This is a genomic window from Rhodococcus koreensis (assembly GCF_017068375.1).
Lineage (GTDB): Bacteria > Actinomycetota > Actinomycetes > Mycobacteriales > Mycobacteriaceae > Rhodococcus_F > Rhodococcus_F koreensis.
Genome location: NZ_CP070609.1, coordinates 1 through 12,817, shown reverse-complemented (window position 1 = coordinate 12,817; position 12,817 = coordinate 1). Strand labels below are relative to the sequence as shown.

10 protein-coding genes and 1 pseudogene are annotated in these 12,817 nt (G+C 62.7%); 6 read left to right on the top strand and 5 right to left on the bottom strand.

Translation table 11 applies throughout. The features are described 5' to 3' along the window. Positions 1 to 13 precede the first annotated feature (13 nt). Positions 14 to 1,120 carry a DNA alkylation repair protein gene (locus JWS14_RS00060; protein WP_206012187.1) on the bottom strand — a complete coding sequence of 369 codons (1,107 nt, stop codon included), beginning with the start codon at positions 1,118 to 1,120 and terminating at the stop codon, positions 14 to 16. Between the two features lie 293 nt (positions 1,121 to 1,413). Further along, the gene (locus JWS14_RS00055; protein WP_206012186.1) at positions 1,414 to 1,782 is read right to left on the bottom strand and encodes a nuclear transport factor 2 family protein; all 369 of its coding nucleotides are present in this window, start codon (positions 1,780 to 1,782) and stop codon (positions 1,414 to 1,416) included. Between the two features lie 149 nt (positions 1,783 to 1,931). Here JWS14_RS00055 and JWS14_RS00050 point away from each other — a divergent pair, with 149 nt between their 5' ends. Next, positions 1,932 to 2,756 carry a MerR family transcriptional regulator gene (locus JWS14_RS00050; protein WP_206012185.1) on the top strand — a complete coding sequence of 275 codons (825 nt, stop codon included), beginning with the start codon at positions 1,932 to 1,934 and terminating at the stop codon, positions 2,754 to 2,756. Positions 2,757 to 3,627: 871 nt separating this feature from the next. Here the strand turns inward: JWS14_RS00050 and JWS14_RS00045 are convergent. Next, the gene (locus JWS14_RS00045) at positions 3,628 to 4,470 is read right to left on the bottom strand and encodes a hypothetical protein (protein ID WP_206012184.1); all 843 of its coding nucleotides are present in this window, start codon (positions 4,468 to 4,470) and stop codon (positions 3,628 to 3,630) included. Continuing rightward, on the bottom strand, positions 4,448 to 5,575 hold the full coding sequence (locus tag JWS14_RS00040; protein ID WP_206012183.1) for a type IV toxin-antitoxin system AbiEi family antitoxin: 1,128 nt from the start codon (positions 5,573 to 5,575) through the stop codon (positions 4,448 to 4,450). The genes JWS14_RS00045 and JWS14_RS00040 overlap by 23 nt, the downstream gene beginning before the upstream one ends. 757 nt (positions 5,576 to 6,332) lie before the next feature. Here JWS14_RS00040 and JWS14_RS00035 point away from each other — a divergent pair. The 4 genes from JWS14_RS00035 (at position 6,333) to JWS14_RS00020 (ending at position 11,606) form a co-directional block, all read left to right on the top strand. Next, on the top strand, positions 6,333 to 7,409 hold the full coding sequence (locus JWS14_RS00035) for a hypothetical protein (protein WP_206012182.1): 1,077 nt from the start codon (positions 6,333 to 6,335) through the stop codon (positions 7,407 to 7,409). 5 nt (positions 7,410 to 7,414) lie between these two features. Further along, entirely contained in the window at positions 7,415 to 8,557 is a 1,143-nt protein-coding gene (locus JWS14_RS00030; RefSeq protein WP_206012181.1) for a hypothetical protein, read from the top strand. 166 nt (positions 8,558 to 8,723) lie between these two features. Then, positions 8,724 to 10,544 (top strand): AAA family ATPase, encoded by a 1,821-nt coding sequence (locus tag JWS14_RS00025; RefSeq protein ID WP_206012180.1) that lies wholly within the window; start codon positions 8,724 to 8,726, stop codon positions 10,542 to 10,544. Positions 10,545 to 10,754: 210 nt separating this feature from the next. Beyond that, a complete protein-coding gene (locus JWS14_RS00020) occupies positions 10,755 to 11,606 on the top strand; it encodes a hypothetical protein (RefSeq protein WP_206012179.1) in 852 nt (283 codons plus the stop codon). Positions 11,607 to 11,846: 240 nt separating this feature from the next. On the opposite strand, the gene JWS14_RS00015 is transcribed toward JWS14_RS00020, so the two are convergent. Then, on the bottom strand, positions 11,847 to 12,392 hold the full coding sequence (locus JWS14_RS00015; protein WP_259375701.1) for an AbiV family abortive infection protein: 546 nt from the start codon (positions 12,390 to 12,392) through the stop codon (positions 11,847 to 11,849). Between the two features lie 279 nt (positions 12,393 to 12,671). Here JWS14_RS00015 and JWS14_RS00005 point away from each other — a divergent pair. Next, positions 12,672 to 12,817, top strand: a pseudogene (locus tag JWS14_RS00005) (IS630 family transposase); the annotation flags it as partial.

The window sequence follows — 12,817 nt, the reverse complement described above, 5'->3', positions numbered from 1 at the left end:
ATCATACATTTTGTCAGGGCATGCCATCTATGAGGTTGAACGTCTGGCGTCCGTAGCGGGTGCCATTAACCTGCAGTTCCAGTGTGTGTTCACCGGGATAGTAACGGCGAGTTGTGATCGGTGTGAACGCTTGGCGGCGAGTCGCGGTGTACGTTTGTCCGGCCGCAAGTGTTTTGGTTGTAAGTTTGTGCACTCGCGGAGCGAGCGAGCCGTTAGCCTTGCGGTAGTGGATGACGTAGTCGACGGCAATTTTGACGCTGTCGGGACCGGTATTGACGATGGAGAAGTCGAAGTGCAGAGCGTGCCCCATGGTCACGGTCAGGTCATGCGGATGAGGACCCTCGACTCGTAGGTCTGCTACTGGTCCGAACCCCAGCAGTTCGAGCGCGCCGGGGTCGGCTTGTTTGATCAGCGTGCGCATGGCGTGGCGGGTGAGGGCAGATACCCCGCCGTCGGTAGCAACCCAGCGCCGGGCAGTAGACACGGCTAGGTCCGCGTCGATTCGGCTGATGTCGTTGAGGTGGTTAGCCACCGACCGCCGGACATATTCAGAGTGATCATGGTGCAGTGCATCGAGGATTGGCAGGGTCATTGTCGGTCGATGGAACAGTTCCGGCACCGTTTTGGCCCACGGGAGCCGCGGACGTGTGCCTTCGCTGGCCAGTCGCCGCACCTGCTCATCATCCGATGCGACCCAGGTCTGCACCACTGACAGGGTGCGGTCAAGGTCGGAATTGAGGAAGCTGCGGATCGCGAACTCACCGGTCAATCGGGTGGTCAGCATCGCTAGCATCGCCAAGCCCGCCTCGAATGCGTCACTCTCATCGGAGGCAAGCGCGCGGGCGGCTACAGCTTCGGTGACCGGCCATATCATCCAGCCACTAAAGCTTGAGTCCCTCAATGCACGGGAGATGATCTTCTCGCTGTTGCGGTAGTCGGTCGGCAGGTCGGCCAGAAGCGCATCGCGGACAACCCGGGCGCGGCCGCTGAGTCCAAGCATGGACAAACTGCCCGCGACGCTCCTGGTGGCCTGCCAGGAGCGTCGGGGCGCGGCCGCCGCCATGCACTCACCCAACGCCTCGATACTGGCCACGCTGATCAGCTCGTCGGCGAACGGCATGCTGTCTCCTCCTAGTGTTTGCTCTCTGTCAGGCATTGGTGGGCCGTCGCCGTAGAGCCCGACAATAGACAGTGCATGGCTGGCGTCGCGGAGTGATATCACATCACTATGACTCCGGGGCAAAGCGTCGGTCCGTGGACACACCCTGCCAATCGAGGAGTGCCTGCTTCAGGCGAAGCCGCATTCGAGCCCCGTACCGAGCAGAGCGTTCGATGTATGCCGGCGCTGAACCGTTCGCGGTCTCTGGCCGAAGCGGCCGCAGTGGAACAAACCCAGGCGGCTGTGACCATAGGTCAGTACGGGGAGGGCTGGTTGAAGATTACGGTCAGGCTGACGATCTTGCCGTCGCGGACTGTGAAATAATTGGACATCACCAGTTCTTCGGGCAAGTCTGTCTTGTCGTAGGTGCCGTCAAACTTGGAGCGGACGATAATCTCGCCGTAGTGGTCGATTACCTCGCGGGGTTCCATGGTGACCTGGTCGCCGACGAATTCTTTAGCGAAGAATGCTCGGATGGCATCAATGCCCCAGATCTCGCGCCTGTTGTCGTTGACATAGGCGTCTGGGGCGAAGGTCGCGACGATGGCCTCGGTGTCGAAGGCGTTGACTGCGGCGATGTGCTCGGCGACAACGGGCGGCAATTCGGTAATCACGCTGGACATAGCAGGTGAATCCTTTCATCGGTCGGGTTGTGGAACGGCTGGCCAGGGATTCGCTCAGCCGAGATCTACAGTGACTGATTCGGTCGTGGGAGGGTCAAGACCCGCAGTTGGGTTGACTCTCCCCCAATGGGAGGGATGACATTGGGGATATGGGTTCCACACTGGCAATCGGCGACTTCTCCCGGGCGACGCACCTCAGTGTTAAGAAGTTGCGCCACTATCACCAGATCGGTCTGCTCGAGCCTGCTGACGTTGACCCAGAGACCGGCTACCGCCATTATGCGACCGAGCAGATCTCAGCAGCCCAGGTCATTCGCCGATTCCGCGAATTGGACATGCCACTCGACGAGATCCATGCAGTGCTCAGCGCACCAGATCCCCAGACTCGAAACGCACTGATCGCGGACCACCTAGCCCGTATGGAGGCCGGCTTGACCCGTACCCAAGCCGCCATCGCCGCACTAAGGGATCTGCTCGAACATCCCAATACTGCCGCGCCGATTGAGCACCGCCGGGTCGAGGCCGCCGCCGCCGCCGCGATTACTGAAGTCATCGACATCGCCGACGCCTTGCTTTGGTATCAGGGCGCGCTCGGCGAGCTCCATGCATTGCTGGCCGCTCAAGACATTCGACCCGATGGTCCTCCCGGTGCCACCTACTCATCCGAGTTGTTTGCAGACGAACGTGGAAGCGCCACAATTTTCGTACCATGCCAGGGCCAGGTGCGCCCTATGGGCCGTGTCGTGCCGTTGGTCGTGCCCGCCGTCGAACTGGCCACCATCACCCACACTGGTCCCCACAATGGCATCGACCGCGCCTACGGCGCGCTGGCAACCTATGTTAGCGATCACGCGCTGGCCGTCGACGGACCGATTCGCGAGTACTACCTCGTCGGGCCCGGCGATACACCCGAGGAGACCGCGTGGCGAACCCAGATCGGGTGGCCCGTCTTCGCCACTAGCGCCACAACGTAGTCCCGCGGCAACACCAGGCACCGGCCACCCACCCGCGATCTCGTAAATGGCATCGGACCATGAGAAGTTTGCATGAACTGGGCGACGGGGATGTTGCCGCCGAATTCAGCCCAGCAAGTCCGGACCACAGACGAGTGAGATGCCACCGACAATCCAGCGACAGGAGCGAATCGTACTACGTCACATCCGCCAAATAGATTGCCTTAGAGGCTATTTTCGGGTCTTGAGGGACTATCGGGATAACGGCGCCTCTCTGTGTCAAGGGGATGGTCGCGAGTGCAGTTGTAGGGTGGTTGTGGTGGGTCCGGGACGCGACTGATCCGAAGTGTTGGTGTCCGGGGTGTCAGCCAGCCACGCAGGACTCGAGCGTCCGGTGGTTCGGTGGCGGTGTACTGCCCCTGGTACACCGACGAGCTCCCGGTCTGATACAAGCGCTGCTCCCCCGCCCCGGTTCGGTGCTGGGGGCGCCTGTGGTTCGTGCCCGAAAGGTGGGGTTGTGGAGTGCTTGCTCTGTCGAGAAGTCGGTACCGCCCGTGGCGGCGGCGGAATGACATGATCGCGGGCAGTAGGACCATCCACTTCGGCGCCCCTACTCCCGACCTGCGAGCACTGCTGGCTCGCTGCAAGGCCAGCGGCGACGGCGGAATAGAAGCACGTCGCATCCTCAAACGCAGACTCTCGGACCTCGTCTTCACAGCGATGGCCGCAGATCTCTCACCAATGGTCATCGCGGTGACCGTCCCGACCAGAGGCCAGGCAGGCTATGGCAGGCTGTTTTGCAAGACAACAAGGCTCCGACACCGACGTCGGGTTCTGTCGGGAATGCCTGACCAGGAGGGGAGCGGTGCAGTGGCTCGTGGGCCTTGCAGGTCTAGGGTATTGCGGTCCATCCGCGTTCCATATCCTGCAGGAGTTGCTGGCGCCGATCGAGGTCGTGGGTCCAGCCTGCTGGTCTGGCCGAAATCTTCATTTCCCCGGGTAGAAGGTAACTGAGTGAGCCTGGCCACCGGTCGACAAGTTCGGCAACGCGTGCGGGGCCGATCGTAGTCGCGATGTCTTCTCCGAGTAGTTGTGCTGCTCCCCGGTCGGGATCTACGTCGAGCAGCATCAAGACCTCTTGTCCGTGGTCGGTCGCGTACAACCGGTCTGTTATCGCTTCGGAGTTCATGTACCAGTACAGAGTCGTTGCTATGTCCGTGGCGTCTTTGTACTCCCCGCGCGCGCACCGATCCAGCCAGGCTGCCAACTTCAGTGCGGCGTATCCGGGCACCGTCGGGACGCGGATCGTTCCAGCGGTGGGAAGGGAAAGATCCATGGCGCCGTCAAACACCTCCTGGAATGCCCACACACTCATTTCCTCTTTCCGCGGAGCGGGAATGATCACTCCAGTCGGATCCTCGACAGGACCGAACGGCACCAGGTCAGCGGGCACTTCGGCCACGCGATACCGGATGCCGGTTCCACCGACACGAGGTAGACCATCGACTACGTCGCGATACGACGCCCAATCCGCGATCGCTAACGCGATATCCACATCCTGGGTGGCCCGCAGATCGAATCCGTGGCCCAACGCGTCTTGGAGAATGTCGCGACAGTTCGCACCGACAACCATGATGTCGGAAGCGTGTAGGTGGGCGGATTTGGCGAGCAGCTCAGCACAGACGTTGTCGACGAGTTGAAGTTGTGCGGGGTTACAACCCACTAGATTCAACACAGTGGTCCCTCCAGGTCTTCGCGACCTCTGCCAGGCGCGCATCCTCAAAGGCGAGAAGATCGGCATATACCAAGGGCCAGGGTGCGTTACGCTGTCCTGCCGGAGTGTTCTCGTCGACCGGTAGTCGAGTGTTGTCCCATACTGAGGGAGCGGGATCCGTCCAGAACTTCTGTCGGACTATGATGTTCGGTGCACGGTCCGGGAGAGGGCGCCACCTGTTGATCACCGCCATTCGCTTATCGAACGTGTCCACGTAGAGGGTGAACGTCGTGGGTCGGACGACATCGACTCCCTGAGCGGATTCGCCGCTGAAGTAGATCGCCTGGTTCGGATCCAGCGGGCGGATAGTTTCCGGTGACTCAGCGTAGAAGGTACCGAGGGTGATCTTTCTGCCAAGCCCACTCGGGTACGCCGTAGTCCAGTAGTCCAGCAGTTCAGGGAATCGGTGAAGACGTGGTGGGGTTCCACGGAGGAAACCTGCGTGCTCGAGCATGGAGAGCGCATCATGTGCCTGCCCGGTGGAAACACCAGCGACCCTCGCCATATCCCGAATCTTCGCTTTCGCCAGTCGCGGCCACGCAAGCAAGGCCAGCGCGACCTGAGACCGGCGAGGACTGAACAGATTGCTACTGGTGCGAGGTGGAGGTGCCTTCTCTTGAAGGCTGCTGTGGGTCAGCTTTGCCCGCGTGTGTTCTGGTCGTGAGTCCAGCGTCGACGGCGTGCGCCCGCGAACCTCCACGAACACGCCGCTGAACTTGACGTAGGCATTTCCGAGCGCATCAACATACTGAATATCGGCCTCGCGGAAGGCTGCCGCGCTGCGTTCGGAGATCCTGCTACCGACCACCAGCAATGGGTATGGAATCGCGCTAGCTGGGAGGTGCGCTATCGATGTCAGAGTCATCGCGGTCTTGGCGACAAGTGCGTAGCGAGCGCTAGCGCCCTGCGCAGTCAGGGTCGCCACCGCATCGATTCCTACGTCGCCCGTGGCGCCGGTATGCCAGGTGAGGTTCCGCGACTCGCCTGCATCGACCTCCAGTGCGATACCGAACTCGCTGAGGCGCTCTTGGGCGGCATCCAGGAGAGGCGTTGATCTTGGATCCACGGTCCACCCCTGACTTGTTCGGTCTTTGATTGGGTTCAGTCTAACTGAACGCGTCCAAAAACTGAACAAAGTTGCTTGAGCAGGAGTTTTGTCGACGATTCTATGCTGAACGCTGTTTGGAGTTCCTGGTTGGCGGTGTAGATGCGGATGAAAGGCTAGCCGTCCCCCGATGTGGGCGGCCACTATCCCGGCCGCCGAGACGGACGAGCAGTCGGGATCGGCCAGTGTCCGCAAAACGGACCATAGCCCCGTATTGCAGGGGCGGGGCTGGTCCGCCCGGCAGACGAAACAGAAAGACGTCTCAGGAGGAGGAGTGTCCAAACCGCGGGCTTCTCGGCGCAGCGTGACCAGTCGGTCGTTTAGAAGTGGTAGCGGTCTCGAGGCATCCCTAACAAGATGCCGACGCCGTTTTGACGAGCTACTTGAAGGGCCGAAACCGCGGTCGTTCAGCCAGTCGTAGTAGCCGCGCATGATCGGACTGATGGCGGCGTAGTTCTTACGGACTTTCGCGATGGCGTACGGTTCGGGGTCGTCGCCGAAGTCGCCGAGGAGTCGGGCACTGAGCAGCGGTGCCATCTCCGGCTGCGGAGAATTTTGCACGGCGGCATACATACGGGCTTGGGGTACATGTCATTCGCGTGAATGACACTGAGGTGCAGGCTGACTGACTCATCATCGTGGTCCAGGGGTGTCTTGGCCGCGGTGTCGTATCGATCGGTGATACTGGGCTTTCTGGATGGGTGGGGAGGGGGCGGTCGTGTCCGCGAGTGATGGTGAGCCGGTCGGCGTGTTGGAGTGGTCGGAGTCGGTGGCGTTGGCGGCGATGCAGGTGGCGTTGATGCAGTCGGATATCGGCGCGACGAAGTCCGACAAGTCATTGGCCGTCAAGGCGGCGGTGCTCGATGATGCGGTGGCGGGCTTCCGTCGGGTGGCGGCCGAGGATCGGCTGGACCGCCCGGACTGGCTGACACCACTGTTGGTGGACACGGACACCCAGGACACCGTCGCGGACGCCATCGCCACGCAGGGCCGGCGCCTTCCGCGGTGCTTCGGCTCGCGGGAGCGGTCGTTGCTGGTGCTGGTCGACCTGATCTTGTTCGACCCGTGGCCGGCGAAAGCATCGTGGCATGCCGCCACCCGCCGCACCGCTCTCGAGGCATTGGTGGACGACTTCCCGCACCTCGACCGGGCCGATCTGGATCGGATGCGGGACGAGCACACGCTGCTGCTCCGGCAGTTGCGGCGTAAGAGTGTGCACTGGGGGAAGGTGGCCGTCATCGGTGCGGCCGGACTGGCGGCAGGGGTGGCGACCGGAGGTTGGGCGGCACCGGTGATCGGCGCCGCGATCGGCAGTGCCGCCGGGTTGACCGGGGCGGCAGCGACGTCGGCCGGGTTGGCCACCCTCGGTGGCGGCGCGCTCGCCGCCGGCGGTTTCGGCATTGCCGGCGGCACCGCCCTGGTGACCGGGCTCGGTGGCATCGCCGGAGCGGGCGTCGCCGCGGCCGGGGCCCGCTGGACACCGTGGACGACCGGTCAGGTGGTGGCGGACGCGATGCGCCTGGATCTGATCGCACGGTGTGTGCTGATCGAGGCGGAGAACCGGGACGAGAAGCAACGCCACGTCGTGCAGAGCCTGCAGGAGCGGCTCGAGAAGGTCGTCGCCGACGGGGAGCGACTCCTGGACCGGATCCGGGAACTCTCGCGTGAGAACGCGCGCTTGACCGCGGAGAACAAGGAATTGCGTGAGGAACTGCGCAGGCAGCACACGGACGCGAAACGGGCCGAGGGGGCGCTCGAGGTCATCCTGGAGCGTCTCCCGGAACCCGCACAGTGAGCGGGATGGACGACAGTGTCGATCAGAACCTCGACACCCTCAGCCGCCGGCTCGCCGAGCTGGAATCGGCCACCGGCACCGCCCTGGCCGGCGGGATCCCGGACCCGCTCCCGGAGAACGACACCGCCGCACTCACCTCGTACGCGGAGTTGACCGCCGCCAATGACCGGATCCGCGCCCGGCGCGGCTGGACCGACGTCGACCTCGACGCCGCACTCACACCGGATCAGCGGGCCGGGTTCGACCGGTGGCGTGACCGGCAGCGCATCCCGTGGGACCGCGACGACGTCCTCGCGGTCGGGTTCGCGGCCGTGCTGGGGGTGGCGGCCCTCTGGTACGACACCGCCATCGACGGAGCCGTCGCGAAGGGGCTCGGTGTCACCAGGAAGACCGGGTGGATGCGTGGGTGGGAGCGTGCCGGCAAGAGGTTGCCGATCGACTACACCGGTCCCGGGTTCGGTGGCCGCGCCCATCGGGTCCGTTCCCCGGGCCATGATCTGGCCCGCCCGTTCGAGGCGCTGCGGCAGATCCGTGCGGGCGAGTTCCGCGGCGTCCGCTGGGATTACGGCGACAAACACGAGGTCTCCGTCGGGGGCCGGTTCCGGGAGGTCGACTCCCTCCCGGAGGCACTCGTCCTGTGGGCCCAGCACCTGGCGGCGGATGTGGTGACCCCGATGAGCCTGCCGATGCCCGGCTCCTCATCGTTGTACGAGCTCGACAACCGGGCACTGCGTACGTTCGCGCACGAGGTGTACCTGGGTACCTCGGCGGGCAACGGGCTGAACGTGCGATCCGGGCTCCTCACCCCCTCGCTGAGCGTGATCACCACCGAGGTCATTGTCCGCACCCATGTGCATGCCCGGGCGTACGCGGCCACCGGAAGCGCCCGCCTCGACGAGAGGGAGCAGGCACGGCGTAATGAGTTGCTCCTCGCGGCCCATTCGCTGGTTGGGCTCGCGTCGGCGGGGAAGACGTTGGCGCGGATGATCGTGCTCGATGACCGGAAGGGCATGGCGCTGCACCATATGAACGTCCCGGTGCTGCTCCGCATGGGATGCCTGGCAGTCGAGGTCGCTCACGATCGGCGGACACGAGGTCGTGCGGTGGCTCGGGACTGGGACGAACTGGCCGCGGCGCTGCTGCAGTAAGTCATGGAGGAGGGTCCGATGGTTCCTCGATCTGCCGAGATCCCGTGGCGCCGTGAACAGACCGTGGGTTTTCATCTGCAATTCAATTTCTCTGTCCATTCATCCGGTGGCATCGCCTAAGCCCTTGCAACTTTCTCAGAATTCCGACCCAACACTGGAGGCAGATGTGTCTTCCCCACCGAACTACACGCCGCTGCTGGCAGGCATCGGCTTCGCCGGATACCGGTCGTTTGCCGCATGGCAGAACTTCAGTTTCCCGACGAAGGTGACCGTCCTCGCCGGGATCAACAACAGTGGGAAGTCGAATGTTCTCCGGTTTCTGCAGGAGGTCATGCCGGTGCTGCGTACCGGTGCGCATGGTGGTCGCGCCCCGAAGAAGCCGGAACTCGGTGTACTCGATAGTCCGCGTGGGTTCGACGGCGTGGTTCCGCTCGAGGTCGGGGTGGCGATCCCACTCGGTTCGCGTGGTGACCGGCAGAATGTGCACCGCACCACCGGTACCGCTGCCGGATCGCCTAGACCGAACAATCTTGAGGGCTTCCAGGAATACCTGATGGCTCTATTGGCCGTGGACGACCTGTATTGGTCCCGATTCACGCTGGTGGACCAGATTTTCGAGCCGACGCCCGACCAGGTTGAGAAGGCCGTTGCGCTCTGGCCGCTTTGGAAGGAGCGACATGCTCAACATGCGCACCGGGCTCTTGGGAGCGGCAGTACTGATCCGTTGCTTGGGATGCGGCGTCTGGCGGAGTCGATCGGTGGCTTCGAGGCGATGGCACTGCCGAAGGTTGTGACCATCAGCGGCGCCCGCCGGGTCGAGGACTCCGGCGACGACAACCATGACCGACTCTCCGGCCGCGGGATCATCCAGGAACTTGCAGCCCTGCAGAACCCGCAACACGAGCAGTGGGAGGATTCCAGATCGAAATGGGCGGCCATCAACCGCTTTGTACAGACGGTGCTGGGCGATCCCGAGGCCTCCCTGAACATTCCGCACGACCGGTCGACAATCCAGGTGGCAACGCCGCAGCGCGTGCTCCCCTTGACCAGTCTCGGCAGCGGAGTCGAACAGGTCATCGTTCTGGCCGCGGCGGCCACTGCCACCACCAAGTCGTTGGTGTGCGTCGAGGAACCCGAAACAAACCTGCACCCACTCCTACAGAAGAAGCTCGTCCGCTACAGGGTCGAGGAGACCAACAACCAATACGTCATTGCAACCCACTCATCCCACCTGCTTGATGACAGCCGGGCGACCGCATACCACGTACGACTAACGACTGGCGGCACGGTCGCACGTTTGGCCCGCAGACCCCATGAGCTCATCCAAATCTGCAACGACCTTGGGTACCGACCCTCGGACTTGCTTCAGGCCAATTGCGTCGTCTGGGTCGAGGGGCCGTCCGACCGCATTTACGTGCGTCGATGGATCGAACTCATTGATCCGAGCCTGGCCGAAGGTATCGAGTACTCGATCATGTTCTACGGCGGCAAGCTGCTCTCACACCTCGGTACCAGTGAGGAAGCACTCGACGAGTTCATCAGCCTGCGCCGTTTGAACCGGGCGAGCGCCGTCGTCATCGACTCCGACAAGACGAGTGCCGACGCACCGATCAACACAACCAAACAACGGATTCAGGCGGAGTTCGAAGCGGACGACCCCGCACCGGGGTTTGCCTGGGTGACGGACTGCTACACGGTGGAGAACTACCTCGCACCCGTGGTCCTGAAAGACGCGGTCGATAAACAGCACCCCGGCACTTCGTACACGTCGGTGGGGCGGTGGAAGAATCCACTGCCCAGCTCGAAGGATAAGACGAAGTTCGACAAGATCGCGATAGCGCGAACGGCATCGGCCATGATCACCGTCCAACATCTCGACAGATTCGATCTGGCAGAACGAGTTTCGAGACTCGTTGAGTTCATACGATCAGCTAACGGGCACTCCGTCGCGCCGGAGCCCACCAGTAGCGCAGCCGACCTGCGATGAAGGATGATCACGAACAAGCGACAGGGGCTTGGGTGACTGGGTGCTATATGGGGCGATCCACTGAGCTTGTGCTTGTCGGTCCGCGACCGACGCCCGTGAGGACCGCCACCCTCGACAGATTCGATCTCACCGAGGCGAGGACGGGTGGGGATATGGCATGACTGGACCCACGTCACCAGCGTCATGACCTGCCGCAATTAGAGTGGCACAATGGACCTCAGCTTTGGATCGATGCGCGCCCTTCGATGGCTTGCAGACACTCCCCAAGCGGCTACTCTTCCCGAGAATGTCGTTCCTCGCGACGAAGCTCGTAGCGTCTACGACGAGCTGCGCAGCCAGGGAATCGTTGCGGACACCTTGACCATGAATGGCACCCCCGAAGGCGACTTCGACTTCATCGTCACGGCTCAGGGGAGCGTCGAGGCGCGGCTAGTCCGGCGGATCTATCGGGCAGAACTCGCCCAGCGCCGGGTCCTTGAGTGGCTACGGTCAAGCACGTCGCTCAACGGTCTCGCTACGAGCGCCGCAGCTGCGGACTTCACCGGACCTCTCACCCACGAAGAAATCTCAGAGGCGGCCCACGAGCTTCATGACCGCCAACTACTCGATGGACGCACGCAAGCAAACGGCGAGTTCGTCTACCTCGAGATCAAGTCAGCTGGCCGCGCGGCCCTGCGCAGCCCCCGCCCCATCAGCAACCTAGACGGCCAACGAGCATCCATCACCACCATCTCGGCCAACAACTACGGTTCCACGACCATCGGAAACCAGGTAGTCGGTGGGCAGAGCCATGCCATCACAGCGAACATGGCCTCGGGCCTCTCCCTGTCCGAAGCACTCGAAGCCATCGAGCAACTTCGTGCCAGGGTCGCGTCGGCTCCCGTCGACAAAGACGATCTTGACGACGTGCTCGAGGACATCGATGGCGTGCTGGCGAAAGGTGCTAAGAGAGGCCTCGCCTGGCTGAGGGACGCACTTCAACCGGTCGCGACCCAGATTGCATCAGTGTGCGGACAAGAGCTGGCCGATCGCGTACGCGAGATCGGGTCATCGATCGTGTAACCGACCGGTGCGCTGGATGAGAGCATTCTGGATGCATACATGCACAGCTGAGCACTCGAAGGGAACTCCGCAGCGTCCGTACCCGCATTGGATGAGACGGCGGTACGTCCATTAATCGTGCAGTTGGGTTGGCAGCCCAACCGGCTGCTGCAGACCCGGGACTCGAACGGCAGCGGCCCAACGCGATCGGGCGAGCAATGGCTTGCTCTCCACGTGCGTCGCTCGGGCGGCGTGGCCTCATCACTCCCCACCGCGGCGATTAATGGGAGAGGTCTCGTTTGATCGGAACTGATCTGAGGCCGCCGCCCAGTCGTCGGGATGGGAGATCGGCAGAAGTCGGAATTGCTGGGCGTGGGTGCTGTCGTAGGGCGTGACCGCTTCGATCTTCATGCGACTGTGATCGCGGATTAGAAGCATCTCGACCACTTGGGCCGCTGTCTGTAGTTCAGCGGCCGTCGTCCCGGCCTCGATCTGGGTGGGAGAGACCACTGCGCCGGCGCCGTCTCGATCAACGTAGAAGCCGCGCTGCTTGGCGAGATTCGCTTCGATCGCGGCGGCCTCGGCCTCCTCCTGTCGATTCTGACAGGCGTCCACCTCAGGATCACCCTCGGATTCGTACTCGGATAAGGAGCTGTATTCTCCCCAGAACGCTGCGAGCTGGTCGCCGAACACGATGGCTTCCAAGTACTTCTTCGTGTGGCTGCGCCCGTACTGGCCAGTGCATCGACAGTGCGTGGAGTCTCGTCTCCGTGACTCCACGCGTTCTCGAATGTGTCGTACACCCATAACGCCTTTCCCAGTTCTTCCTGCGCGAGACAGTCAGCGACCTGGAACGCCCGTATGATCCTGCAGCGAGCAACACATGGGCATCGGCAATCAGGGAGGACGCGTTATCCATCAATGCCTTCCAAAACACCCGGGCTTCGTCCGGAGCTATCTTCACCATGCGCCAAGTCTCCCCGGCGGCACCGACACTGTCGCGGCATGGCAGAACCTCCGTGTGACGTGACCGATACTAGTGGTGTCTCTCGCAATAATTATCGATCTAATCGATAGAATCCGTACATGAGGAATCCGGTACCCGCTTTGGAGATTTCCGATGGGCAGCGCGTTTTGCTCGAGTCGTTGGCGCGGTCGCAGACGGGTGCACACCGGGAGGTGGTGCGGGCCAAGGCGCTCTTGATGGCGTCCGAGGGCGTGGCCAACACGGC